Source organism: Microbacterium sp. NPDC080220 (assembly GCF_040686395.1).
GTDB classification, from domain to species: domain Bacteria; phylum Actinomycetota; class Actinomycetes; order Actinomycetales; family Microbacteriaceae; genus Microbacterium; species Microbacterium gawkjiense.
In genome coordinates, this window is record NZ_JBFBOP010000003.1 from 143,000 (window position 1) to 167,143 (window position 24,144).

22 protein-coding genes are annotated in these 24,144 nt (G+C 71.3%); 8 read left to right on the forward strand and 14 right to left on the reverse strand.

Annotation, left to right across the window (positions count from 1 at the left end; genetic code table 11):
• The first annotated feature begins 53 nt into the window (after positions 1 to 53).
• From AB0P29_RS06555 to AB0P29_RS06575, 5 genes are read left to right on the forward strand one after another with little or no spacing between them, the layout of a single operon-like run.
• Entirely contained in the window at positions 54 to 1,271 is a 1,218-nt protein-coding gene (locus AB0P29_RS06555; RefSeq protein ID WP_363379292.1) for an ABC transporter permease, read from the forward strand.
• Positions 1,272 to 1,306: 35 nt separating this feature from the next.
• Entirely contained in the window at positions 1,307 to 2,551 is a 1,245-nt protein-coding gene (locus tag AB0P29_RS06560; RefSeq protein WP_359918301.1) for an ABC transporter permease, read from the forward strand.
• Between the two features lie 49 nt (positions 2,552 to 2,600).
• Positions 2,601 to 2,999 (forward strand): cytidine deaminase, encoded by a 399-nt coding sequence (locus tag AB0P29_RS06565; protein ID WP_251583153.1) that lies wholly within the window; start codon positions 2,601 to 2,603, stop codon positions 2,997 to 2,999.
• On the forward strand, positions 2,996 to 4,288 hold the full coding sequence (locus AB0P29_RS06570; protein ID WP_217531059.1) for a thymidine phosphorylase: 1,293 nt from the start codon (positions 2,996 to 2,998) through the stop codon (positions 4,286 to 4,288). Before AB0P29_RS06565 ends, AB0P29_RS06570 begins: the two co-directional genes overlap by 4 nt.
• Before the next feature lie 24 nt (positions 4,289 to 4,312).
• Entirely contained in the window at positions 4,313 to 5,428 is a 1,116-nt protein-coding gene (locus tag AB0P29_RS06575) for an adenosine deaminase (RefSeq protein ID WP_363379143.1), read from the forward strand.
• Positions 5,429 to 5,535: 107 nt separating this feature from the next.
• Here the strand turns inward: AB0P29_RS06575 and AB0P29_RS06580 are convergent, their stop codons facing one another.
• The 8 genes from AB0P29_RS06580 to AB0P29_RS06615 all read right to left on the reverse strand — a co-directional run bounded on the left by AB0P29_RS06580 (position 5,536) and on the right by AB0P29_RS06615 (position 13,112).
• Positions 5,536 to 6,168, reverse strand: coding sequence for a DUF559 domain-containing protein (locus tag AB0P29_RS06580; RefSeq protein ID WP_311862972.1), 633 nt, complete (start codon positions 6,166 to 6,168; stop codon positions 5,536 to 5,538).
• A 573-nt stretch (positions 6,169 to 6,741) separates the two neighbouring features.
• The gene (locus AB0P29_RS06585; protein ID WP_363379144.1) at positions 6,742 to 7,500 is read right to left on the reverse strand and encodes an alpha/beta hydrolase; all 759 of its coding nucleotides are present in this window, start codon (positions 7,498 to 7,500) and stop codon (positions 6,742 to 6,744) included.
• Positions 7,497 to 8,660 (reverse strand): mannitol-1-phosphate 5-dehydrogenase, encoded by a 1,164-nt coding sequence (locus AB0P29_RS06590; protein WP_363379145.1) that lies wholly within the window; start codon positions 8,658 to 8,660, stop codon positions 7,497 to 7,499. The genes AB0P29_RS06585 and AB0P29_RS06590 overlap by 4 nt, the downstream gene beginning before the upstream one ends.
• On the reverse strand, positions 8,657 to 9,097 hold the full coding sequence (locus AB0P29_RS06595; RefSeq protein WP_363379146.1) for a PTS sugar transporter subunit IIA: 441 nt from the start codon (positions 9,095 to 9,097) through the stop codon (positions 8,657 to 8,659). Before AB0P29_RS06595 ends, AB0P29_RS06590 begins: the two co-directional genes overlap by 4 nt.
• Before the next feature lie 83 nt (positions 9,098 to 9,180).
• Complete coding sequence (locus tag AB0P29_RS06600) at positions 9,181 to 10,806, reverse strand: PTS mannitol transporter subunit IICB (RefSeq protein ID WP_253035481.1); 1,626 nt, start codon at positions 10,804 to 10,806, stop codon at positions 9,181 to 9,183.
• Positions 10,807 to 10,835: 29 nt separating this feature from the next.
• The gene (ptsP, locus tag AB0P29_RS06605; RefSeq protein ID WP_363379147.1) at positions 10,836 to 12,503 is read right to left on the reverse strand and encodes a phosphoenolpyruvate--protein phosphotransferase; all 1,668 of its coding nucleotides are present in this window, start codon (positions 12,501 to 12,503) and stop codon (positions 10,836 to 10,838) included.
• Between the two features lie 7 nt (positions 12,504 to 12,510).
• On the reverse strand, positions 12,511 to 12,786 hold the full coding sequence (locus AB0P29_RS06610) for an HPr family phosphocarrier protein (RefSeq protein WP_363379148.1): 276 nt from the start codon (positions 12,784 to 12,786) through the stop codon (positions 12,511 to 12,513).
• A complete protein-coding gene (locus tag AB0P29_RS06615) occupies positions 12,783 to 13,112 on the reverse strand; it encodes a PTS sugar transporter (protein WP_363379149.1) in 330 nt (109 codons plus the stop codon). Before AB0P29_RS06615 ends, AB0P29_RS06610 begins: the two co-directional genes overlap by 4 nt.
• A gap of 141 nt (positions 13,113 to 13,253) precedes the next feature.
• Here AB0P29_RS06615 and AB0P29_RS06620 point away from each other — a divergent pair, with 141 nt between their 5' ends.
• The gene (locus tag AB0P29_RS06620; protein WP_363379150.1) at positions 13,254 to 15,146 is read left to right on the forward strand and encodes a PTS sugar transporter subunit IIA; all 1,893 of its coding nucleotides are present in this window, start codon (positions 13,254 to 13,256) and stop codon (positions 15,144 to 15,146) included.
• Here the strand turns inward: AB0P29_RS06620 and AB0P29_RS06625 are convergent, their stop codons facing one another.
• Genes AB0P29_RS06625 through AB0P29_RS06635 form a run of 3 tightly spaced genes read right to left on the reverse strand, consistent with a single transcriptional unit; the run spans position 15,147 to position 18,213 of the window.
• Entirely contained in the window at positions 15,147 to 15,725 is a 579-nt protein-coding gene (locus AB0P29_RS06625) for a GNAT family protein (protein WP_311284325.1), read from the reverse strand. It abuts the gene before it with no gap.
• A complete protein-coding gene (locus AB0P29_RS06630) occupies positions 15,722 to 17,386 on the reverse strand; it encodes a phospho-sugar mutase (protein ID WP_363379151.1) in 1,665 nt (554 codons plus the stop codon). The genes AB0P29_RS06625 and AB0P29_RS06630 overlap by 4 nt, the downstream gene beginning before the upstream one ends.
• Positions 17,383 to 18,213, reverse strand: coding sequence for a purine-nucleoside phosphorylase (locus AB0P29_RS06635; protein ID WP_217531069.1), 831 nt, complete (start codon positions 18,211 to 18,213; stop codon positions 17,383 to 17,385). Before AB0P29_RS06635 ends, AB0P29_RS06630 begins: the two co-directional genes overlap by 4 nt.
• A gap of 93 nt (positions 18,214 to 18,306) precedes the next feature.
• On the opposite strand from AB0P29_RS06635, the gene AB0P29_RS06640 reads away from it, so the two are divergent.
• Positions 18,307 to 19,758 (forward strand): NAD(P)H-quinone dehydrogenase, encoded by a 1,452-nt coding sequence (locus tag AB0P29_RS06640; protein WP_217531070.1) that lies wholly within the window; start codon positions 18,307 to 18,309, stop codon positions 19,756 to 19,758.
• A gap of 10 nt (positions 19,759 to 19,768) precedes the next feature.
• Here AB0P29_RS06640 and AB0P29_RS06645 read toward each other — a convergent pair whose 3' ends face one another.
• The 3 genes from AB0P29_RS06645 to AB0P29_RS06655 form a co-directional block, all read right to left on the reverse strand.
• Positions 19,769 to 20,212 carry a hypothetical protein gene (locus AB0P29_RS06645; RefSeq protein WP_363379152.1) on the reverse strand — a complete coding sequence of 148 codons (444 nt, stop codon included), beginning with the start codon at positions 20,210 to 20,212 and terminating at the stop codon, positions 19,769 to 19,771.
• Between the two features lie 39 nt (positions 20,213 to 20,251).
• Positions 20,252 to 22,033, reverse strand: a complete 1,782-nt coding sequence (locus AB0P29_RS06650) for a biotin carboxylase N-terminal domain-containing protein (protein ID WP_363379153.1) — start codon at positions 22,031 to 22,033, stop codon at positions 20,252 to 20,254.
• Positions 22,034 to 22,114: 81 nt separating this feature from the next.
• Positions 22,115 to 22,780 carry a Maf family protein gene (locus tag AB0P29_RS06655; protein WP_363379154.1) on the reverse strand — a complete coding sequence of 222 codons (666 nt, stop codon included), beginning with the start codon at positions 22,778 to 22,780 and terminating at the stop codon, positions 22,115 to 22,117.
• A 71-nt stretch (positions 22,781 to 22,851) separates the two neighbouring features.
• On the opposite strand from AB0P29_RS06655, the gene AB0P29_RS06660 reads away from it, so the two are divergent.
• Positions 22,852 to 24,132, forward strand: a complete 1,281-nt coding sequence (locus tag AB0P29_RS06660) for a TRAM domain-containing protein (RefSeq protein WP_363379155.1) — start codon at positions 22,852 to 22,854, stop codon at positions 24,130 to 24,132.
• The last annotated feature ends 12 nt before the right edge of the window (positions 24,133 to 24,144 follow it).

Below are 24,144 nucleotides of genomic sequence, written 5' to 3' on the forward strand. Positions count from 1 at the left end.
TCGCCACCGAACCCGCGCGCACCGACGCGCCCCAGCCGTCCAAGTGGCACACGATGCTCCTGCAGATCACGCAGGGCAGCGCGATCATCTCGGTCCTGGCCGTCGTCCTCGCCCTCATCGCCGGCGGCGTCATGATCGCGGCGACCGACGACGGCGTCCAGGCGGCATCCGGCTACTTCTTCGCCCGCCCGGGTGACACGTTCGTCGCCATCTGGCAGGCGGTGTCGGGAGCGTACGGCGCCCTCTTCCAAGGCTCGATCTTCAACTTCGGTGCGCCGACCTTCGCCCGCGCGATCCGTCCGCTCACCGAGACGCTCACCTTCGCCACGCCGCTCATCGCGGCCGGCCTCGGCGTCGCGCTCGCGTTCCGGATCGGCATGTTCAACATCGGCGGTCGCGGTCAGATGCTGATGGCGTCGGCCGCCGCCGGGTGGGTCGCGTTCGGTCTCGACCTGCCGCCCGTCATCCACATGCTGGTGGCGCTGCTGGCCGGCATCATGGCGGGCTCGCTCTGGGCGGGCATCGCCGGGTTCCTCAAGGCCCGCACCGGTGCCCACGAGGTGATCGTCACGATCATGCTCAACTACGTCGCGTTCTACCTCGTGTCGTGGATGCTGCGCACCCCGGGCCTGCTGCAGGCACCGGGCTCCAGCAACCCGAAGACGCCCGCGATGAAGGAGACGGCGATCCTGCCGGACCTCCTCGGACCGCAGTTCAATCTGCACCTCGGCTTCGTCCTCGTCATCATCGCCACGGTCGTCGTCTGGTGGATCCTCAACCGCTCGAGCCTCGGCTTCCAATTCCGGGCCGTGGGCGAGAACCCCGCCGCCGCGCGCGTCGCGGGCATCAGCGTGCCGCGCATGTACGTCTACGGCATGCTCCTGGCCGGTGGTCTCGTGGGCCTCGCCGGCGTGAACCAGGTGCTCGGCACCGTGACGACGGGCTTCTCGTCCGACATCGACGCGGGCATCGGCTTCGACGCCATCACCGTCGCCCTGCTCGGACGGTCGACCCCGTGGGGCACGTTCGCCGCCGGCATCCTCTTCGGCGCCTTCAAGGCGGGCGGATTCTCGATGCAGGCGGCCGAGCAGGTCCCGATCGAGATCGTGACCGTCGTCCAGGCGCTCATCGTCCTCTTCATCGCGGCGCCGCCGCTCGTCCGCACGATCTTCGGCCTGCCCTCGCCCGAGCGCGACCGGCGCCGCGCCGAGAAGGCGCGCCGCAAGGAGCTCAAGGCGCAGTCCGACAAGTCGCAGGAGGTGGCCGCGTGAGCGCCCCCGTGGTTCAGACCTCGACGGCCGACGTGCTGCCCGAGACCACCATCATCCGCAGCTGGAAGGCTCCGATCGCCCTCGCGGTGTTCACAGTCCTCTACGCGCTGCTCGTGCTCGTCGCCGCCCGCGGCGGCGAGAGCACCTTCCGCCTGTCGACCCAGACCGATGTGATCAAGCTGGCCGATCTGGTGGTCCCGGTCGGCGCGACGACCACCGGCATCCTGGTGCTGCTGGTCCTGCTCACCGCCGGGTCGGCGTACCTCGTCCGCAGTTCGGGACGCTCGCCGCTGTGGGTCACAGTCACGTACGTCCTCCTCGTGGTCGTGGGGTTCCTGACCTGGGCCGCTGCCGGCGCCGCGATCCCCGTCGTGGGTCTGCTGGCGGGCTCCCTCACCCTCGCCGTGCCGCTCATCTACGGCGCGCTCGGCGGCGTCATCGGCGAGCGGGTGGGCGTCGTCAACATCGCGATCGAGGGTCAGCTGCTCGCCGGCGCCTTCACGGCAGCCGTGGTCAGCACCGTCACCGGTCAGCCCCTGCTGGGTCTCGTGGCGGCGATGGTCGCCGGTGTGCTCGTGGCGGCGATCCTCGCCGTGTTCGCGATCCGCTACCTCGTCGACCAGGTCATCGTCGGTGTCGTGCTCAACGTCCTCGTCACGGGCCTCACGAGCTTCCTGTTCTCGCAGGTGCTCCAGCCCAACGCGGCGACGCTGAACCAGCCGCCGCGATTCGACCGCATCCCGATCCCGCTGCTGAGCGACATCCCCGTCCTCGGACCGGTGCTGTTCCGTCAGACGATCATCGTGTACGTCATGTACATCGTCGTCGCGGCGGTGTTCTTCGGGATGTTCCGCACCCGGTGGGGACTGCGACTGCGTGCCGTCGGCGAGCACCCGCAGGCCGCCGACACGGTCGGCATCAAGGTCAACGCGACCCGGTTCTGGAACGTCCTGCTCGCCGGCGCCATCGCGGGCCTCGGCGGCACGGTCTTCACGATCGGCAACGGCATCGCGTTCAACAAGGAGATGACCGCCGGCGCCGGCTTCATCGCCCTCGCCGCCGTCATCTTCGGCCAGTGGAACCCCATCCGCGCCACCCTCGCCGCGCTGCTGTTCGGCTTCGCGTCGAACCTGCAGAACACGCTCAGCGTGATCGGCGCGCCCGTGCCCAGCGAATTCATGCTGATGGTGCCCTACGTCGTGACGATCTTCGTCGTGGCCGGTGTCGTCGGCAAGTCGCGGGCACCCGCCGCGTCAGGCAAGCCCTACATCAAGGGCTGACCGGGATGCCGCGAGCCGCGGCATCCGCCAGAACTACGAAGGAAGAGTCGTGACCGACATCGATTGGGACGAGCTGCGCACCGCGGCCGTCGAGGCCATGGAGAAGGCGTACGCGCCCTACTCCCGTTACCGCGTGGGCGCTGCGGCGCTCGTGAGCGACGGACGGATCGTGACCGGCTGCAACGTCGAGAACGCGTCGTACGGCGTCGGCCTGTGCGCCGAGTGCGGCCTGGTCGGGAACCTGCACATGACCGGCGGCGGCGAGCTCGTCGCGTTCGTCTGCGTCAACAACGACGGCGAGACGATCATGCCGTGCGGGCGGTGCCGGCAGCTGCTCAACGAGTTCGCGATCCCCGGGATGCTGCTCGAGACCGTGTCGGGAATCCGCACGATCGACGAGGTCCTGCCCGACGCCTTCGGTCCGCGCGATCTGGAGGCCGCCCGGTGAGCGGGGTCGAGGCGTTCGACGCCGTCGACGTCATCCGCATCAAGCGCGACGGGGGAGCGGTCCCCGAGGACGCCCTGCGCTGGATGATCGACGCCTACACGCGCGAATACGTCGCGGACTCGCAGATGGCGGCCTTCGCCATGGCGGTGCTGCTGAACGGCATGAGCCGCGACGAGATCCGCGTCATGACCGACGCGATGATCGCCTCCGGTGAGCGGATGAGCTTCGCCGGTCTCGGCAAGCCGACCGTCGACAAGCACTCCACCGGCGGTGTCGGCGACAAGATCACCCTGCCGCTGGCCCCCCTCGTCGCCTCGTTCGGTGTCGCGGTGCCGCAGCTCTCGGGCCGCGGCCTCGGCCACACCGGCGGTACGCTCGACAAGCTCGAGGCCATCCCCGGCTGGCGAGCAGCCCTCAGCAACGACGAGATGATCGCGCAGATGCAGGGCGTCGGCGCCGTCATCTGTGCGGCCGGATCGGGTCTCGCCCCCGCCGACAAGCGCCTGTACGCGCTGCGCGACGTCACCGGAACCGTCGAGGCGATCCCGCTCATCGCCTCGAGCATCATGTCCAAGAAGATCGCCGAGGGCACCGACTCGCTCGTCCTGGACGTGAAGTTCGGCTCCGGCGCGTTCATGCAGGACGTCGACAAGGCGCGCGAGCTCGCCCGCACGATGGTCGCGCTCGGCACCGACTCGGGTGTCGCCACGACGGCCCTCCTGACCGACATGAACACGCCGCTCGGCCTCGCCATCGGCAACGCGAACGAGGTCCGCGAATCGGTCGAGGTGCTCGCCGGCGGCGGCCCCGCCGACATCGTCGAACTCACCGTGGCCCTCGCCCGCGAGATGCTCGCCCTCGCCGGTCAGCCCGATGCCGACGTCGAGGCCGCCCTGAAGGACGGCCGCGCCATGGATTCCTGGCGCCGCATGATCCAGGCGCAGGACGGTGACCCGGATGCCGCGCTCCCGACCGCGCGCGAGACGCACACCGTCACGGCGACCGAGTCCGGCGTGATCACGCGGCTCGAGGCCCTGCCGTTCGGGATCGCCGCGTGGCGTCTCGGGGCGGGCCGGGCACGTGCGCAGGACCCCGTCATCCACGCCGCCGGCATCGACCTGCACGTGAAGCCGGGCGACACCGTGACGGCCGGACAGCCGCTGTTCACCCTGCTGGCCGACGATGAGAACCGCTTCGCGCGGGCCACCGAGGCGCTCGAGGGCGCCTGGGAGATCGGTGCCGAGGCACCGGCATCCACTCCGCTCGTCCTCGAGCGCATCACCGCCTGACCCCCTCACGACAGGACTGCACCCATGGCCATCGACCAGCACGGCGACGCGAAGCTCGAGGGCGTCTCGATCCGCTCGCTCCCCAAGGTCTCGCTGCACGACCACCTCGACGGCGCGCTGCGCCCGCAGACGATCATCGAGATCGCCGACGAGGTCGGGGTCGACGTCCCCGAGGCGGCCGCCGACGACCTCGCCGACTGGTTCGAGGACCAGTCCGACAGCGGCTCGCTCGTCGAGTATCTGAAGACCTTCGATCTCACGATCGCCGTGATGCAGACCCGCGACGGCCTGCGCCGTGTCGCGAAGGAGTTCGTCGAGGATCTCGCCGCCGACGGCGTGATCTACGGCGAGGTCCGCTGGGCTCCCGAGCAGCATCTGCAGGGCGGTCTGAGCCTCGACGAGGTCGTGGAGGCCGTGCAGGAGGGCATCGAAGAGGGTGAGGACGCCGTCGAGGCGTCGGGCCGCGACATCCGGGTCGGCCAGCTCATCAGCGCGATGCGCCACACCGACCGGTCGCTCGAGATCGCCGAGCTCGCCGTCCGCCACCGTGGGCGCGGCGCGGTCGGATTCGACATCGCCGGTCCCGAGGCCGGGTTCCCGCCGTCGAACCTGCGCCCGGCGTTCGACTACCTGGCATCCGCCTTCTTCCCCGCCACGGTGCACGCGGGTGAGGCAGCAGGTCTGGACTCGATCCGCTCGGCCCTCATCGACGGCCGCGCCCTGCGCCTCGGGCACGGCGTGCGCATCGCCGAGGACCTCGACGTCGTCGAGCAGAAGGGCGAGGAGGTGCAGGTGCGCTTCGGCGACCTCGCCCGCTGGGTGCGCGACCGTGAGATCCCGCTGGAGCTCTCGCCGTCGTCGAACCTGCAGACCGGCGCGATCGCCGCGTGGGGGACGCAGCTCGAGGACCACCCCTTCGACCTGCTCTACCAGCTCGGGTTCGCCGTCACGGTGAACGTCGACAACCGTACGATGAGCCGCACGTCGCTCACGCGCGAACTCTCGCTGCTCGCCGACGCGTTCGAGTACACGCTCGAGGACCTCGAGGCGTTCCAGCTGAATGCGGCCGCGGCCGCCTTCCTCACGATCGAGGAGCGCGAGGAGCTCATCGAGCTCATCGGCGAGGGCTTCTCGGCCTGACGGCTGCTGCACCGGCGCGCCGGCTCACCGGCACTGTCCGCGGAGTTCTCCGGGTCCTGGCCCGCAATTCGGTCCGGAGCGGGGACGCACCCTCCGATTCTCCGCGGTCAGTGCCGGGCGAGGGCACAACTGATCGACGTTCGGACGCGATCACGGTGGTACTGGATGTCCTCCGCGAGCGGGCGCACCGTGGCGTAGCCGAGCGCGGCGGCCGCGAGGTCCCGTCTGCGGTCGCGCTTCTGCGCCTCCCACCCCTCGTGGTGGGCGCGGCTGTCGCATTCGATGATCAGCCATCCCTCCACGACGAAGTCGACCCGCCCGACGGTCGGGATCCTGACCTGCGTCTCGAATCGGCAACCCAGCGAGCGGAGGATCAGTCGCATCAGGGTCTCCGGTCCGGACTCTGCCGATGGGTCCATGAGGGATCTGAGGCTGCGATGCCTCTGGGGGAGCCGGCGGAAGGCCTCCGCGATGGCGGTCTCGTCGATGAGACCCAGGTGCCAGGCGCTGTCGAGGGTCGCGACGGCGGCTCGAGGTTCCTGGCACCGGACGGCAGCCACGACCGCGCTGACGATGTCGACGGCCGTCGCGCTTGTCGGCAGCGATGCGGGCCGCCAGTGTCGGACGACGTCGGGCTCAGCCGGCGCGAGGCTGCTGCGGTGCGGCGTCACCTGGACGTGCAATCGCGTATCCGAGAGGACGTACACGCCGAGCGTCCGCAGCAGCGATACGCAGTCCAAGCGGTCACCCGATCGAGCAGCGCGAAGCAGGTCGGGATGCGCGTTCCCCGGGAGGTATCGGTCCCGACGTACGCGTACGAGTCGGCCGGCGGCCACGGCGTCGTCAATGTCCCGACGTCGCATGCCGGCGTCGCGGAGCTCCCGCCGAGAAAGGGCGTGGGTGGGGAGTGTGTGAGCAGACATGCGCCCCAGGGTGACGGTTCCGGCGGAGACGCTTGCCGCGGCGGGACCGACCTGGGGAGCAGCGCCTCGATCCCGCGTCCGGGGAGGAGCCGGCGTCGACCCTGTGCGCGGAGTTCTGGGCCCGTACCGGGTTACCTGCGCCCCGCGCGGTATCGGCCGTGTTGCGCCATCCGAGGAGTCTTGTCGCCGGGCGGCCGCTCAGGTCCGCGATCGACGGGACCGAGGGAGATTTCTCCGCGATTGGAGCTCGCGGAAAGGTCGGAGTGAGGCGGCAGTCGGAAGTGGAGACGAGAGTTTTTCCGCGGCTGTGGCCGGAGGTCCGGTGAGGGCCGGTTCCGCGGCTGTCGCCGGGCGTGCGGCTACCCGGCCGGAGTGGGACCTCGGCGGCGCTCAGCGGCGGGGGAGGAGCTCCGCGACGGATGCCGTGATCTCGGCCGTCATGTCGGCGTCGTCGATCGTGGGGGTGCCGTCACCGGCCTGGGGGCCGTAGTCCCCGAAGGAGGCGTGCGCGGCTCCCGCGATCTCCACGAACGCGGCGTCGGCGGGCAGCATCCCGCGGGCGTCCTGGATCTTCTCGGGCGTCGACAGGCCGTCTTCCGCGCCGGAGATGCTCAGCACCGGCAGGCCGGAAACCGACAGGTCGTTCGCGCAGTACGAGCCGAAGAGGACGAGCCCGTCGGCATCCGGTCCGAGCTGGCACGCGCGCACGCCGCCCAGGGAGTGGCCGCCCACGAGCCAGGCGTCCACATCCGGTGCGGCGGACGTGAAGTCCGACAGCGGCCGCGGGTCGAAGAACGCGAGGTTCAGCCAGGGACGGGTGATGACGACCGTCATCCCGTCTTCGGCGACGAGACCCGACAGCTTCGCCTCGTAGGCCTCGGCCTGGACCTTGGCTCCCGGGATGAAGACGAGACCGACCGTGCTCTCGCCGGACGCCGGCGACATCACGACGTTCCCGCCGGTGTCGGCGGCGAAGATCCGGTCGTCCTCGCGGACCGAGGCGAGCGGGCCGGCCTCGGCATCCATCACCCCGACCTGGCTCCAGACCACGATGCCCACGACGCCGGCGACGAGCAGCCCCGCCAGCGACAGCGCGACGATCGTGATGACGCGTCGTGCGCGCGACCGGGGCCGCTTCGCCGCGCTCACGCGCGGTAGACGCCGAGCTCGGTCTGCCGCTGCGCGACCTGCTCGAGCACGCGCGCGAAGAGCGGATGCTCCGCGTCGAGGCCCGTGACGGAGGTGGTGAAGGCCGCGGCATCCTCGGTCCGGATGCGCTCCTGCAACTCGACCGCTTGCGGATCCGCGGCGTCCTCGAAGCGCAGAGCGGCGGCGATCGCGGCGACGAGACCGTCCACCGGGAGTCCGCGCTCGGCGGCAGCAGCTGCCGGTCCGATGAAACGTTCGTGGCGCGAGAGCTTGCGCAGCGGCTGCCGGCCGACGCGCTGGACGGTGTCGGGGAGCGCCTCGTTCGAGAACCGGTCGAGAATGGTCGCGCGGTAGTCGGCGAGCTCGCCGGCATCGAGGCCGTGGGTGGCCGACAGGAAGGCGGACGTCTCCTCGAGGGCCCGCTCGACCTCGGTGCGGATGCCGGGGTCGGCGAGGGCGTCCGAGATGCGCGTGATCCCGGCGACGTACCCGAAGTAGGCGGTCGCAGCGTGGCCGGTGTTGACCGTGAAGAGCTTGCGCTCGATGTAGGGAGCGAGGTCGTCGACGAAGTGCGCGCCGGGGATGTTCGGCAGGTCGTCGCCGAAGGGACCGCGCTCGATCGCCCACTCGAAGAACGGCTCGACGGTGACGTCGACGCCGGCGCCCTCGGGCTGGCCGGGAACGATGCGGTCGACGGCGGTATTGGCGAACACGGCGCGCGTGGAGAGGTCGCCCCAGGCATCGCCGGCGAGCTTCTCGATCTCGGCGCGGAGGGTGTCGGTCGCGCCGATCGCGTTCTCGCACGCCATGACCTGTAGGGGCTTCGCGTCCGCCGCTCGACGGGCGAGCCCTTCGAGGATGTGCGGCGCGACGAAGGGCAGGATGTTGGGCCCGACCGCCGTCGTCACGACGTCCGCCGTCGCGATCTCGTCGGCGACCGCGTCGGGGTCGGCCCGGCTGTCGAGGGCGCGGAAACCGGTGACCGTCTTGTCGCCGCCGCCCGGTCCGACCTCGTGGACGGTGTAGGCGGATGCCGCGTTGATCGTCTCGACGAGGGTGGGGGCGACGTCGGAGAAGACGAGGTCGTACCCGCCCTCGTGAAGCAGCAGGCCGACGAAGCCGCGACCGATGTTGCCGGCGCCGAAGTGGACGGCTTTCATGCGTTGTTCACCGTCGCGAGCAGCTGGTAGAGCTCCTCGGGGGTCTGCGCGGCCTTCAGCTTCGCGACCTCGTCGTCCTCGGAGAACAGCAGGGCGATCTGCGACAGGATCTCGAGGTGCTCGTCGCCCTTGCCGGCGATGCCGACGACGAACGAGACGTGCTCGCCGCCCCAGTCGACGCCGCCGTCGTAGCGGACGAAGGACAGCGCCGAGTCGAGGATCGCGTCCTTCATCTCGTTCGTCCCGTGGGGGATGGCGAGTTCGTTGCCCATGTAGGTCGAGACCGCGACCTCGCGCTGCTGCATGGCGTCGAAGTAGGCGCCGGTGACGGCGCCGGCGGCCTCGAGGATGTCGGCCGCCTCCTTCATCGCCTGCTCCTGGCTGACGGAGCCGGAGTGGATGCGGATCTGACCGAGGGTGAGGACGTCGCGAGCCATGACTTTCTCCTTCTGGGGACTGTGTGTGGGAAAAAAGCGCTGCGGGCCCGGGACCATTGTCTCCGACCCCGCAGCGGACCGCATCAGGCGTCGCCGCGCTGGCGGCGCACCATCTCCACGACCTCGTCGTACTTCGGCGAGTTCATGAAGTTGTCGACCGAGACGTGCACCGAGCCGGGGGTGACCCCGCGGGCACGATCGGTCAACTGTGCCTGGGTGATGACCAGGTCGGCGGACGGGTCGAGGTTGGCGATCGCCTTGTTGGTGACCGTGACGCCCTCGACGCCCGCCTTCTTGAACTTGTTGCGCAGGACGCTCGCACCCATGGCGGACGACCCCATGCCGGCGTCGCACGCGAACACGATGTTCGAGATCTCGCGGTCGGCCACGGCCGTGCCGGCCGGAGCGGATGCCGCAGCTGCCGCCGTGCCGGAGCCGCGGAGCGCGTCCATCGCCGAGGACGACTTGCCCTTGTTCGCCTCGGTCTGCGCGATCGCGGCGCCGAACGTGTCGCCCTCGGCGGCGAGGTCCCGCTTGCGGGAGGCCCGCAGGATGACCGCGGTGATGAGGAACGTCACGACGGCCGCGACGATCACCGAGAGGTACACGACGAGCAGGTTCGGCACACCCGCGCCGACCGCGGCCGCGGTGACCGCGATGATGCTGCCGGGGGCGGCCGGGAACTGGAGTCCGCCGTTGAAGAGCATGTTGACGGTCACGCCGCTCGCACCACCCGCAATGAGGGCGAGGATCGTAGCCGGCTTGCTCAGGGCGTACGGGAAGTAGATCTCGTGGATGCCGCCGAGGAACTGGATGATCGCCGCACCGGGGGCGGAGGCCTTGGCCTGACCGACACCGAAGAAGGTGAAGGCCATCAGCAGGCCCAGGCCGGGGCCGGGGTTGGCCTCGATGAGGAACAGGATCGACTTGCCGGTGTCCTCCACCTGCTGCAGGGCCAGCGGGGTGAACACGCCGTGGTTGATGGCGTTGTTGAGGAAGAGCACCTTCGCGGGTTCGACGAAGATCGACAGCAGCGGGAGCAGGCTGAGCGAGACGAGCCAGTCGACGATGCCGCCGAGGAACGCGCTGACGCCGAGCATGATCGGGCCGAACGCGAAGAACCCGATGATCGCGAGGATCATGCCGAGGATGCCGGCGGAGAAGTTGTTGACGAGCATCTCGAAGCCGGGCTTGATCTTGCCGTCCCACAGCTTGTCCATCTGCTTGGTGATCCAGGCCGCCAGCGGACCCATGATCATCGCGCCGAGGAACATCGGGATGTCGGTGCCGACGATGACACCCATGACCGCGATCGTCGCCACGACGCCACCGCGGGCGTCGTAGACCATGCGACCTGCCGTGTTGGCGATGAGCAGCGGCAGGAGGTACGTCACCATCGCGCCGACGAGGCCGATGTACCCGGTGTAGGTCCCGGCGTCACCTTCGGTGAGCGCGGTGCGGGCACCCTGCCACCCGATCTGGGCCACATCTCCGCCGCCGCCGAGGATCTCGGCGACGGGGAACCAGTGCCAGCCGAACGGGCTGCGGGCGCCGAAGAAGCCGTCGGGGATGAAGAGCATGGTGATGAATCCCCATGCGATGAACGCCGCGATGTTCGGCATGATCATGCCGGACAGGAACGTCCCGAATCGCTGCACACCGACGCGTGCGCGGCTCGGTGCGCGGGTGGCTGTTGTCGCCGTTGACATGTGCTGGTTCTCCTTTGGTGTGCCGCGGGTCATGCGGCGGTGTGCTGTGCTGCGGCTTCCTGGGCCGCGGCTCGGGCGGATGCCGCATCGGATGCGGCGAGGGCTGCTTCGGCGATGCGCTTCGCGTCGTCGAGGCTGTGGTGCAAGAGAGTGGCGCGCACGTCTGCGAGCGCCGTCGGTGCCATGGACAGGGTGGTGGCGCCGAGGCCGACGAGGACGACCGCGAGCAGCGGGTCGGCGGCGGCCTCGCCGCAGATGCCGACCGGCTTGCCGTGGGCACGGCCGCCGTCGCCCGTCGCCTTGACGAGCTGCAGGACGGCGGGATGCCACGGGTCCTGGAACGAGGCGACCGAACCGAGCAGGCGGTCGGCCGCGAGCGTGTACTGGGTGAGGTCGTTGGTGCCGATCGAGGCGAAGTCGGCGTGGGCGAGCACCCGGTCGGCGAGGAGGGCCGACGAGGGGACCTCGACCATGACGCCGGCCGTCTTGATTCCGTACTCCTTCGCGAGGGTGACGAAGTACTCCGTCTCCTCGACGGTCGACACCATGGGGGCCATGACCCACAGGTCGGCGTCGGTGGCGGCATCCGCGTTCGCAAGGGCGGTCAGCTGCTCGCGCAGGATGTCCTCGCTCGCGCGCAGCGCGCGGAGCCCGCGGAGACCGAGGGCCGGGTTCTCCTCGTGCGCGTCGTTCAGGAAGGCGAGCGGCTTGTCGGCGCCGGCATCCAGGGCGCGGACGACCACCTTCTTGCCGGGGAACGCCTGCAGCAGCTCGGTGTACGCCGTCGTCTGCTCCTCGACGGTGGGGGCCTGCGACGAACTGAGGAAGAGGAACTCGGTGCGGAAGAGCCCGACACCCTCTGCGCCCAGCTCGACGGCCTTGGCGGCGTCGGCGGGCTTGCCGAGGTTCGCGAGCAGCGGCACCGTCGTGCCGTCCGCCAGCGCGCCGGGCGTGATCGGCGCGTCCGCTGCGGCGGCGCGGTCGGCCTCGCGGCGCTCGGCCTGCGCGATCTCGTCGTCGGTGGGCTGGGTCGTGACGATGCCGGCGGCGGCGTCCACGATCACCGTCTCGCCCTCGGTCAGACCCGAGGCGCTGTGCACGCCCACGACGGCGACGATCGACTTCTCGCGGGCGAGGATCGCCGTGTGCGAGGTCGGGCCGCCTTCGGTCGTGACGAGGGCGAGCACCTTGTCGAGGTCCAGCAGGGCGGTGTCGGCCGGGGCGAGATCCTTCGCGACGAGGACGAACGGATGCCCGGGGTCGGGAACGCCCGGTGCCGGCACCCCGCGCAGGTGGGCGATGACCCGCTGCGCGACATCGTCGAGGTCCGCGGCGCGCTCGCCGAGGTAACCGCCCATGGCGGCGAGGGAGTCACGGAACGAGGCGAACGCGTCGAAGACGGCGAACTCGCCGGTCGCGCCGGCGGCGAGACGGGTGGCGACCTCGTCCTCGAGGGCGGGGTCCTCGGCCATCATGGCCTGCGCCTCGAGCACCTCCTGCGCGGCTCCGCCGGCGGTGGCGCCGCGCTGCTCGAGCTCGCGGGCGACCGCCTCGATCGCCGCGGCGACGCGGGCCTTCTCCTCCTCGGCGCTGAGCGTGCTCTTCTCATCCTTCGGCGCGGGCAGCGGCTCGGCCATCCGCGCGACGGGCCCGTGGCTCACGCCCAGGCCGATTCCTACTCCTCGAAGCTCAGTCATGTGTCCCTCAGGCGTCGTGGTCGGTGGTCAGAAGTTCGGTCAGGGTGTCGAGGACGTCCTCCGCGCCCGGCCCGTCCGCGGTGAGCGTGACGTAATCGCCGCTCTCCGCGCCGAGCGAGATGACGCTCAGGATGCTCGCCGCGTTGACCGCGCCGCCGGCCCCCTTCGAGATGGTGACCGGGATGCCGGCATCCTTCGACGCCTGCGCGAAGAGCTTCGCGGGGCGGGCGTGCAGGCCGTGGGAGGAACCGATCCTCACCGTCCGGCTGGCCGGTGCGCTCATCGCGGGGTCCTTTCGATGCGGTCGGCGGCGGTCGCGGTGGTGACGAGGGCGAGCGTGCGGGTTCCGTCACGATCGTCGAAGACGTCCTCCGGGAGCAGAACGACACGCGCCTGTCGGGTGGCGGCATCCCGCTGGATGTCGGGGAGGGCGGAGGCAAGATGCGGACCCACGAGCACCACGTCGCCGGCCTCCGTCCCCGTGGCAACCATGCCGGGGACACCCGCGTGGACGAGCAGTTCCCTGCCTTCGCGCTGTGCGGCCTGCCGCAGACGCTGGGCGACGAACGTGCTCGACGCGCCGGCGCCGCAGACGACGAGGATCTTCATCGATCCGCCTCCTTGTCTCCCGGCAATTCTCATCCGACTCCCAGGAAGCGACAACCAGGCCTTCTTCCGCGGGGGAGGAAACCCCGGTGGTCCGGCGGATGGTTGACTGGATCCGTGAGTCGGACGAGGCAGGATCGCGTCATGGCGCTCCTGGCGAGGGATGCCGGGTGGCGTACCGCCGGCGAGCTCGCCGACCTCGTCGGGGTGACGCCCCGCAGCATCCGTTCGTACGTGGCCGCCCTCAACGCGCGGGTGCCCGGCGGCGACGCCGTCGAGTCAGGTCCGTCCGGCTACCGCGCGGGTGCAGGAGCGGCCGGCGCGCTGCAGCCGGCATCCGAGGAAACTCCTCGCGACCGGTTGCACCGGCTCGTGCGCGACATCCTCGACGCTCCCGACGGCATCGACGTCTATGCAGCGGCGCAGCGCTTCCACGTGAGCGACGCCACCCTCGAAGCCGACCTCGGGCGCGTGCGCGCACTGCTGAGCGGCACGCAGCTGACCCTCGAGCGCTCCGCTGAGCGCGTGCGGTTGGTGGGGACGGAGATGGCCCAGCGGCGCCTGCTCAGCCGACTGGCGCACGACGAGATGGAGCAGGGTGCGTTCGACCTGCGCGCCCTGCGGCGCGCCCTCGGCGAGAGCACCGCCGAGACATCCGCGCTCGCGGCGTTCAAGGACGACCTGGTGGCGGGCCTCGGCGACCTGGGATACCTCGTCAACGAGTTCGGCATCGGCGACGTCATGATGCACATCGCGATCGCCGCCGACCGGGTGGGGCGCGGACGCGGACTCGACGGCCCTCCGGTCGACGACGCGCCCGCGCGTGGGCGCATCGCCGCCCTGCTCGACCGCCTCGCCGTGAGTCACCTCGGCGTCCGGCTGGGCGACGGCGACCGCGACCACCTGGCCGCGCTCGTGCAGACCCGTGTTGTGGCGCCGGGCGCGGCCGAACCCGACACCGTCATCCGGGGCCGGCTCGATGCGGACGTCGAGACCGCCGTGCGCGGGATCGTCGCGCAGGCGGCATCCGAGTTCCTCGTCGACATCGATCACGACGACTTCATCCTGCGCCTCGCCCTCCACGTCCAGAACCTGCGTCAGCGCGCGCAGGACCAGGCCTGGTCGCGCAACGCGCTCACCCGTTCGCTCAAGTCCAGCTACCCGATGATCTTCGAGGTCGCCGTCTTCATCGCCGAGCAGCTGCGCGACGTCGTCGGCGCACCTCTGTACGAGGACGAGATCGCCTACATCGCAATGCACGTCGGCGGCCGGCTCGAGCGGTCCCGCCAGTCGGCTCGTCTGCTGACGGCGACGCTCGTGTGCCCGGGGTACTACGAGATGCACGAGCTGCTGCGGGCGAGCATCGACCGCGCGCTCGGTCGCGAGATCGAGGTCGTCGCCGTCGAGACGCGCGTCGACCCCGACTGGGCGGGGCTCGACACGGATCTCGTCCTCACGACGATCGATCCGCCCGCGCCGTCCGACCGCATCGTCCGGGTGCAGCCCTTCCTCACCGAACCCGACGTCGAGCGCGTCCAGGGCGCGGCGGCCCGCGCCCGCCGCGCGCGACGCCTGGCGGGCCTGCGCGCGGAGCTCGAGCGGTACTTCTCCGCCGAGGCCTTCGTGCCCCGCCTGCCCGCCGATGCGGACGAGGAGACCGTCATCCGCGGGCTCGGCGGACTGCTGGCGGCCCAGGGCGTCATCACCGAGGACTACGTCACCCGCACGCTCGAGCGGGAGCGGATCTCGTCGACCGCTTTCACCGACGCGCTCGCCGTCCCGCACGCCATCGGGATGACCGCGACCCGCACCGCGATCGCCGTGGGCCTGGCCGACCCGTCGATCCGCTGGGGCGACGGTCGGGTGCAGGTCGTGACGATGGTCGCGTTCTCGGAGTCCGACCGCGAGGCCTTCCAGACGGTGTTCGAGCAGCTCGTCGAGGTGTTCAGCGAACGCGACAGCGTGCAGCGGATCCTGCGCCGCGGCACGACGTTCGCCGCGTTCCTCGACGAGCTCGTCGCCGTCGTCGACGGCTGATCAGCGCGCCAGGCGCGCCTCGAGCCCCATCTTCACCCCGGGCCACTCGTGGGGGAGGATCGAGTACACGACGGTGTCGCGCAGCGTGCCGCCGGGGCCGATGCGGTGGTTGCGCAGGACGCCGTCTCGGCGCGCGCCGAGCCGTTCGATCGCGGCCTGCGACTGCCGGTTGTGCCAGGACGTGCGGAACTCCACCGCGATCGCTTCGCACGCCTCGAACGCGTGCCCGAGCAGCAGCAGCTTCGCGGTCGTGTTGACGTCGGTCCGCTGCGCGCTCGGCGACAACCACGTGTAGCCGATCTCGACCCGGCGGTTGACCTGGTCGATGCCGCAGAAGGTCGTCATCCCGCTCGGGGTGCCGTCGACGAGGACCGCGAACGGGTTCATCCGCCCGGCTGCGTGCTCGGCGCGCCGCCAGCTGATCTCGTCGGGGACGGATGCCGGGATGGCGGTGTACCAGGCGTACTCGAGCCCCTCGCGGGCCGCCGCGAGGTCGTCGGCGTGCGCGGCGTCGAGCGGGACCAGGTGCACACGACCTCGGCTCAGGACGACCGGCTCCGTCAGCGGGGTCGCCGTCACGTCTGCGCCGCGGCGAGGATCTCCCGGACGCCGGCGTCCACCGCCGCCAGCCGGGCCGCCGCATCCTCCGCCGAGTCGCCGCGGACGTCGAGATAGGCCTTGAGCTTCGGTTCGGTCCCGCTCGGGCGCACGATGACGCGCGATCCGTCGGTCAGCCACACCCGCAGTACGTCGCCGCGCGGCGAGCCCTCGGGTGCAGTGAGCAGGTCCTCGATGCGCTCGACGGCGACCGTACCGACGGATGCCGGGGGCGCCGCCCGCAGCGCGCTCATGATGCGCCCGATCACCGACACGTTGTCGACGCGGAGGGACACCTGCCCGCTCGCGAAGTGCCCGAAGGTCGCGGCCGACTCGTCGAGCAGGTCGCCGAGCGTCCGGCCCTCCTCGCGCGCCTCGGCGACGAGGCCCAGCACGGCGACCGCGGCCGAGATGCCGTCCTTGTCGCGCACGGTGTCGGGGTTCACGAGGTAGCCGAGCGCCTCCTCGAAGCCGTAGACGAGGCCGGGGGCGCGCGAGATCCACTTGAAGCCGGTCAGCGTGGCGGCGAAGTCGAGGCCGTAGTGCTCGGCGATCGCCTGCAGGCCGGGCGACGAGACGATCGAGCACGCGAGGGTGCCCGCCGTCGCGGTGCGTGCGGCGCGCCAGCCGAGGAGCAGCCCGACCTCGTTGCCGGTGAGCCGACGCCAGCCGCCGGAGGCTGCGGCATCCGGGATCGCGACGGCGAGCCGGTCGGCGTCGGGATCGTTGGCGAGGATCAGCTCCGCGCCGGCGGCGCGGGCCGCCTCGAACGAGAGGTCCATCGCGCCGGGCTCTTCCGGGTTGGGGAAGGCGACCGTCGGGAACCGCCCGTCGGGCTCGATCTGGTCGGCGACCACCGTCGGCGCCGGGTACCCCGCGGTCTCGAGGATGCGCGAGAGGGTCTCGTGACCCACGCCGTGCATCGCGGTGTAGACCCAGTTCAGACCGGCCGCACCGGCCGGGGCGGGGGCGACGAGCGCCGTCGCGCGTACGTAGGCGTCCACGACGTCCTCGCCGGCGGTCTCGTAGTCCGCCGAGCGGGGGATCGCGCCGAGGTCTGCCCGGGCGGCGACCTCGTCGATGTGCGCCGCGATCTCGGCATCCGCCGGTGAGACGATCTGTGCGCCGTCATCGGCACCGCCGAGGTACACCTTGTAGCCGTTGTCGTCCGGCGGGTTGTGGGATGCCGTCACCATGACCCCGGCGGAGGCGCCCAGGTGCCGGACGGCGAACGCGAGCACCGGTGTCGGCAGCAGGCGGGGAAGGAGGATGGCGCGCAGGCCCGCGCCGGCGAAGATCTCTGCGCTGTCACGGGCGAACACGTCGGAGTTGCGACGACCGTCGTAGCCGACGACGACCGACGGGATCTCGTCGGTCGCGCGCTCGCGCAGGTACGCGGCGAACCCGGCGGCCGCCTGTCCGACGAGGACCCGGTTCATGCGGTTCGACCCGGCGCCCAGGGCTCCGCGCAGCCCCGCGGTCCCGAAGGCCAGCCGGGTGTCGAACCGGCCGTGCAGGTCGTCGACCGCCGCCGCGTCACCGGCCTCGGCCCGCTCGATCAGCGCGCGCAGCTCGTCGCTCGTCTGCGGGTCGGGGTCCTGCGCGAGCCACCCGCGGGCGACGTCGAGGACGCCCTCGCTCACAGGACGCCGATCACGCGGGCGAGCAGGTCGGAGATGACCGGCTCGGCCTCGCGGCCCGCCTCGATGACCTCCTGGTGGCTCAGCGGGGTGGTCTGGATGCCGGCGGCGAGGTTCGTGATGAGCGAGAAGCCCAGGATCTCCATGCCGGCCTGGCGCGCGGCGATCGCCTCGAGGGCCGTCGACATGCCGACGATGTGCCCGCCGATCGCCTTCGCCATCTGCACCTCGGCGGGCGTCTCGTAGTGCGGTCCGCGGAACTGGCAGTACACGCCTTCGTCGAGCGACGGGTCGACGGTGCGGGCGAGGTCGCGCAGGCGCCGCGAGTAGAGGTCGGTGAGGTCGATGAAGGTCGCGCCCTCGAGGGGGGAGTCGGCCGTCAGGTTGATGTGGTCGCTGATGAGCACGGGCTGCCCCGGCGTCCACGACGTCTTGATGCCGCCCGCGCCGTTGGTGAGGACCATCGTCTTCGCGCCGGTCGCGGCGGCCGTGCGCACACTGTGCACGACACGACGCACGCCGTGCCCCTCGTAGTAGTGCGTGCGCGCGCCGATCACGAGCACGCGCTTGCCGTCCGGGGTGAGGATGCTGCGGATCGATCCGACGTGCCCTTCGAGGGCGGGCTTGCTGAACCCGGTGACATCGGTCGCGGCCAAGGTCGCCGTGGTCTCGCCGATCAGCTCGGCGGCCTTGCCCCAGCCGCTCCCGAGTGTCAGGGCGACGTCGTGGTGGTCGACGCCGGTGAGGCGGGCGATATCGTCGGCGGCGGTCCGTGCGACCTCGAACGGGTCGGCGGTGGGGTCGTCGAGCGGGTGGGTCTCCTCGTGCATGCTCCCACTCTAGGAACCCGGGGACGGCTCGGCCACACGGCGCGCATCGCGTCGCGGCGCACGAGGACCCCGCGGGCTGGAAGAATGGTGCGCATGTCTGTGAGCTTCGAGACCACCCAGAGCGTCGCGATCATCGGCGGCGGCCCCGGCGGATACGAGGCGGCTCTCGCAGCGGCCCAGCTGGGCGCCGAGGTGACGCTCGTCGAGCGCGCGGGCATCGGGGGATCCGCGGTCATCACGGATGTCGTCCCCTCCAAGACCCTCATCGCCACCGCCGACGCCGCCGTCGCCATCCGCGGCGCCTCCGATCTCGGGGTGCAGCTGTTCGCCCGGGGCGACAGCGGCAAGCCGCTCAAGCCCGAGATCGCCATCAACCTCGGGGCGGTCAACAAGCGGCTCCTGTCCCTGGCGCGTCAGCAGTCCGACGACCAGCGCGCGCAGCTGGTGGATGCCGGGGTCCGCATCATCTCCGGCCATGGCCGCCTCGACGGGACGCACGCCGTCGTCGTCTCGACCGGCCCCGGCGGCACCGACTTCGACCGGATCGAAGCCGACACGCTCGTGGTCTCGGTGGGCGCCTCGCCGCGGGAGCTCGACAGCGCGAAGCCCGACGGGGAGCGCATCCTGACCTGGACGCAGCTCTACAACATGTCGTCGCTGCCCGAGCACCTGATCGTCGTGGGGTCCGGCGTCACGGGCGCGGAGTTCGCCGGCGCCTACATGAACCTCGGGTCGAAGGTGACGCTGATCTCGAGCCGCGACCAGGTCCTCCCCGGTGAGGACTCCGACGCGGCGGCCGTCATCGAGAAGGTGTTCACCCGCGGCGGCATGGAGGTGCTGTCGAAGTCTCGCGCCGAGAAGGTGGAGCGCACGAAGGACGGCGTGGTCGCGACGCTGTCCGACGGCCGCACCGTCGAGGGCAGCCACTGCCTCATGGCCGTCGGTTCGATCCCGAACACCGCCGGTATCGGACTGGAGGATGCCGGGGTCCAGCTCACCGGCTCGGGTCACATCCAGGTCAACCGCGTCGCGCGAACGTCGGTGCCGAACATCTACGCCGCGGGCGACTGCACGACGTTCCTCCCGCTCGCCTCGGTCGCCGCCATGCAGGGGCGCATGGCGGTCTTCCACGCGCTCGGCGACACCGTCATCCCGCTCGAGAAGCACCGCGTCACGGCGAACATCTTCACGGCGCCCGAGATCGCGACCGTCGGACGCCAGGAGCGCGACATCGAGTCCGGCGCGATCAACGGCACGGTCCACAAGCTCCCGCTGGCCGCCAACGCGCGCGCGAAGATGATGGGCGTCAAGGACGGGTTCGTGAAGATCATCGCCCGAGAGGGGTCGGGCACCGTCATCGGCGGCGTCATCGTCGCCCCGCGCGCCTCCGAGCTGATCTACCCGATCGCCATCGCCGTCGAGCGGCGCCTCACGGTCGATCAGCTCTCCCGCGTGTTCGCCGTGTTCCCGTCGCTCGCGGGCAGCATCACCGACGCGACCCGCGCGATGCACCAGGTCGCCCGGGACGAGGACACCTACAGCTGATCCGCGCGCCTCAGCCGACGGCGATCGCGGTCACATACAGGTAGGTCGGCACCGGCGCGGTCCCCGACGCCGAGACGGCCCGCGCCGACGAGCCATTGAACGGGATGCGGTGCGGCTCGGTGTCGCAGACGATCTGATTCGTGATCGTCATCTGCCCGCCGTCCGCGGTCATCACGTTCACCGTGACGTCGGCGGTCACGTCGTCGCCGCCGTAGCACCGGGCATCCGCTCCGATGATCCCCACCGATGTCGTGAAGTCCGCCCTCACTTCGCCCGAGCTCCCCGGGCCGACCTTCATCCCCAGGCTGGCAGCGCCGTCGGCGAGGGGATCATCGCCGACGGCGTCCAACCACGCACCCGCGGCGTCGACGTCGACGGTCGGCGTGGCGGAGCATCCGGTGAGGAGGAGCGCGAGTGCGGAGACCGCGATCACCGGCGCACGCAGAGTCCTCATGCCCACACCCTAGGGGGCGCTCCGTTTCGCCCGACAGGATCAGGAGATCGTGAGCAGCTGATGCCCTGCCGACACGGTCGTGCCGGCCTGCGCGTTGATCGCGCCGACCACGCCGTCCTTGTGCGCCTGAATGGGCTGCTCCATCTTCATCGCCTCGAGGACGACGACGAGGTCGCCCTTGACGACCTGCTGCCCCTCCTCGACGGTGATCTTGACGACGGTGGCCTGCATGGGCGACGCGACGGCGTCGCCGCTCGCGCCCGAGACAGCACTCGCGGCGTGCGAGCGGCGCGACGGGGGCACGGCGACGGGGCGTCCGACGGCGGCGGGTGCGTGGGTCAGTCGGTCCGGCAGGCTCACCTCGAGGCGCTTGCCCGACACCTCCACGACGACGGTGTGGCGGCCCTCGGGTTCGGCGGCGGGACCCGCCTCGCCGTCCCATGCGGGGATGTCGTTGTGGAACTCGGTCTCGATCCAGCGGGTGAAGACGCCGAACGTGCCGTCCTCGGCCGTGAAGGCGGGGTCGCGGACGACCTTCCGGTGGAAGGGCAGCACCGTCGGCATCCCGGCCACCTCGAACTCGTCGAGGGCGCGGCGCGACCGCTCGAGGGCCTCATCGCGCGTGCGTCCCGTGACGATGAGCTTGCCCAGGAGCGAGTCGAAGGCGCCCGAGACGCTATCGCCGGCGGTGACACCGGAGTCCAGGCGCACGCCCGGTCCGCCGAAGGTCTTGAACACGTGGATGTCGCCGGGGGCGGGCAGGAAGCCGCGGCCCGGGTCCTCGCCGTTGATGCGGAACTCGAACGAGTGCCCGACCGGCTCGGGGTCGGCGTAGTCGAGCGTGCCGCCCTCGGCGATGCGGAACTGCTCACGGACGAGGTCGATGCCGGTGACCTCCTCCGAGACCGGGTGCTCGACCTGCAGACGGGTGTTCACTTCGAGGAACGAGATCGTCCCGTCGGCGCCGATGAGGAACTCGCACGTGCCGGCCCCGACGTAGCCGACCTCCGTGAGGATGGCCTTCGACGCGGAGTACAAGGTCTCGTTCTGCTCGGCGGTGAGGAACGGCGCGGGAGCCTCTTCGACGAGCTTCTGGTGCCGGCGCTGCAGCGAGCAGTCGCGGGTCGAGACCACGACGACGTTGCCCGCGGCATCCGCGAGGCACTGCGTCTCGACGTGGCGCGGCTTGTCGAGGTACTTCTCGACGAAGCACTCGCCGCGACCGAACGCCGCGATCGCCTCGCGGGTCGCCGATTCGAAGAGCTCCTCGACCTCGTCGAACTCGCGCGCGACCTTGAGGCCGCGTCCGCCGCCGCCGTACGCGGCCTTGATCGCGATGGGAAGGCCGAACTCGCGCGCGAAGGCGACGACCTCGTCGGCGCCCTCGACCGGCCCCGGCGTGCCCGGGGCGAGCGGGGCGCCGACCTTCTCGGCGACGTGGCGGGCGGTGACCTTGTCTCCGAGCGCCTCGATGGCCTCGGGGGAGGGGCCGATCCAGACGAGCCCCGCGCCGATCACGGCGCGGGCGAAGTCGGCGTTCTCGGCGAGGAAGCCGTAGCCCGGGTGGACGGCGTCGGCGCCCGAGCGGCGCGCGACCGAGAGGATCTTCTCGATGGAGAGGTAGGTGTCGGCGCTCGTCGAGCCGCCGAGGCCGTACGCCTCATCAGCCAGCCGCGCGTGCATCGCATCGCGGTCCTGGTCGGCGTAGACCGCCACCGACGACTTCCCCGAGTCGCGTGCGGCGCGGATGATGCGCACCGCGATCTCGCCTCGGTTGGCGATCAGCACTTTCGAGATTCCGGTGGTCACGCTCTCAGGCATGGCTTCGAGCCTACCCACGAGTGAGGCCGCTCCTTTGGATCACTCGCACAAGATCATCGGGGTTTCGTGTCGCGGATCCCACTAAGCGGATGCCGCGGTGCCGCCGCCCGCGGAGTTCCACAGCGTCGTCCACTCGACCCCGAGCTCGCGGACGAGTCGGCGCAGGGTCGACAACGACATCCCGACCACCGTCGACGGATCGCCTTCGACCCGCTCGATGAACGCGCCGCCGAGGCTGTCGACGGTGAAGGCGCCCGCCACCAGCAGGGGCTCACCGGTCGCCACGTACGCGTCGATCTCGGCATCCGTCACATCCGCCGCGAAGGTCACGGACGCGGCGGCCACCGCATGGGCCTCGACGGGGTCAGCGCCCGGGCGGACGAGGAACACGCTGTGCCCCGAGTGAAGCACGCCGGTGCGGCCCCGCATGGACTGCCACCGGGCGCGCGCCGCCTCGGGTGTGTAGGGCTTGCCGAGGATCTCGCCGTCGAGTTCGAACATCGAGTCGCCGCCGACGACGAGGCCCTCGAAACCTTCCGCGGCGACGGTCGCCGCGACGTCGGCCGCCTTGCGTCGGGCGAGGAGGAGCACGTGTTCCTCCGACGGCAGCGTGCGGGCCTGCGCCGCCTCGACCGCCGCGATCACGGCCTCCTCGTCGACCTGCGGTGAGCGGGTGGTCGGCTCGATGCCGACCTGGCGCAGCAGCATCAGACGGGCGGGGGAGGTGGAGGCGAGGCACACGCGCATACCGACCACGGTAGCCGCGCGGGCGGGAGTCGATGACGGTCCGCGGCGACCCGGTGTGACAGCATCGGAGCATGCAACCGGGAGACCTCCTCGACCTCGAGATCACCGCCGTCGCGCACGGCGGTGTGTTCGTCGCCCGGCACGAGAACCGTGTCGTGTTCGTCTCGGACGCGATCCCCGGCGAGCGGGTGCGCGTCGCACTCACCGACACGCGCAAGGCGTCGTTCTGGCGGGGCGACACGGTGGAGGTGTTGGATGCCTCGCCCCACCGCCGTCCGCATGTGTGGGCGCCCGCCGATGTCAGCATGCCTCCCGACGCCCGGCCCGGCGGTGCGGACTTCGGTCACATCGCCCTCGCCCATCAGCGCGAACTGAAGGCGGATGTGCTTCGCGACGCGCTGTCCCGCTTCGCCGGGTCGACCGCTCCCGTCACGATCGAGCCGCCCCTCCCGCAGATGCGCGGCGACCGTCTCGTCGAGGAATCCTCCGATGGCACGGGATGGCGCACCCGGGTCAGCCTGCACGTCGACGACGAGGGACGCATCGGCCCGTTCGCGGCCCGCAGCCACCGCGTCATCCCCGTCGACGACCTGCCACTCGCGACCGCGGGCATCGCACGCGCGGCGAGCCGTCGGCGCGGCGGCTCCGCCGGCCGCCTCGACCTCGTGCAGCCCGGCGACGGACGCGTGCGCGTCATCCCGCGTGCCGAGCCCGGCCGTTCCCGGCGCCCGGCGCCGGTCGACCCCGCGGCCCGGGAGGTCGTGGTCGAGACCGTCGGCGACCGGGAGTTCCGCGTCGATGCGGGCGGCTTCTGGCAGGTCCACCGCCTCGCCGCCGGCACCCTGCACGACGCGGTCGCCGACGCCGTCGCGGATGCCGTCGACCCCGACGGATGGCACCTCGATCTCTACGGCGGGGTCGGGCTGCTCGCCGCATCCGTCGCCGATGTCGGCGGTCCCGCCACCCGGATCACCTCGGTGGAGTCCGACGCCCGCGCGACCGAGCACGCGGGGGTGAACCTCGCCGCGTGGATCGGAGCCCGCGCGGAGACCGGCCGGGTCGACCGGTGGCTCGGAAACCTCGTCCAGACGGCCACCCCCGCGCAGCGCGCCCGGCTCGCGCGCGGCACCGTGGTCCTCGACCCGCCCCGCGCCGGCGCCGGACGCGACGTCGTCGAACAGCTCGTCGACCTCTCACCGGCGCGCATCGTCTACGTCGCGTGCGACCCCGTCGCCCTCGCCCGCGACCTCGGCACCTTCGCCGCGCACCGATACACGACGCCCGCGGTGCGGGCCTTCGACCTCTTCCCGCACTCGCACCACGTCGAGGCGATCGCCGTGTTGACGCGGTGACGGCTAGGGTGA

Coding starts and splice junctions, on each gene's coding strand:
- AB0P29_RS06555 (WP_363379292.1), top strand. CDS start 54: ATGCTCCTGCAGATCACGCAGGGCAGCGCGATCATCTCGGTCCTGGCC.
- AB0P29_RS06575 (WP_363379143.1), top strand. CDS start 4,313: ATGGCCATCGACCAGCACGGCGACGCGAAGCTCGAGGGCGTCTCGATC.
- AB0P29_RS06590 (WP_363379145.1), bottom strand. CDS start 8,660: ATGAAAGCCGTCCACTTCGGCGCCGGCAACATCGGTCGCGGCTTCGTC.
- AB0P29_RS06595 (WP_363379146.1), bottom strand. CDS start 9,097: ATGGCTCGCGACGTCCTCACCCTCGGTCAGATCCGCATCCACTCCGGC.
- AB0P29_RS06600 (WP_253035481.1), bottom strand. CDS start 10,806: ATGTCAACGGCGACAACAGCCACCCGCGCACCGAGCCGCGCACGCGTC.
- ptsP (WP_363379147.1), bottom strand. CDS start 12,503: ATGACTGAGCTTCGAGGAGTAGGAATCGGCCTGGGCGTGAGCCACGGG.
- AB0P29_RS06610 (WP_363379148.1), bottom strand. CDS start 12,786: ATGAGCGCACCGGCCAGCCGGACGGTGAGGATCGGTTCCTCCCACGGC.
- AB0P29_RS06615 (WP_363379149.1), bottom strand. CDS start 13,112: ATGAAGATCCTCGTCGTCTGCGGCGCCGGCGCGTCGAGCACGTTCGTC.
- AB0P29_RS06620 (WP_363379150.1), top strand. CDS start 13,254: ATGGCGCTCCTGGCGAGGGATGCCGGGTGGCGTACCGCCGGCGAGCTC.
- AB0P29_RS06635 (WP_217531069.1), bottom strand. CDS start 18,213: ATGCACGAGGAGACCCACCCGCTCGACGACCCCACCGCCGACCCGTTC.
- AB0P29_RS06640 (WP_217531070.1), top strand. CDS start 18,307: ATGTCTGTGAGCTTCGAGACCACCCAGAGCGTCGCGATCATCGGCGGC.
- AB0P29_RS06645 (WP_363379152.1), bottom strand. CDS start 20,212: ATGAGGACTCTGCGTGCGCCGGTGATCGCGGTCTCCGCACTCGCGCTC.
- AB0P29_RS06650 (WP_363379153.1), bottom strand. CDS start 22,033: ATGCCTGAGAGCGTGACCACCGGAATCTCGAAAGTGCTGATCGCCAAC.
- AB0P29_RS06655 (WP_363379154.1), bottom strand. CDS start 22,780: ATGCGCGTGTGCCTCGCCTCCACCTCCCCCGCCCGTCTGATGCTGCTG.
- AB0P29_RS06660 (WP_363379155.1), top strand. CDS start 22,852: ATGCAACCGGGAGACCTCCTCGACCTCGAGATCACCGCCGTCGCGCAC.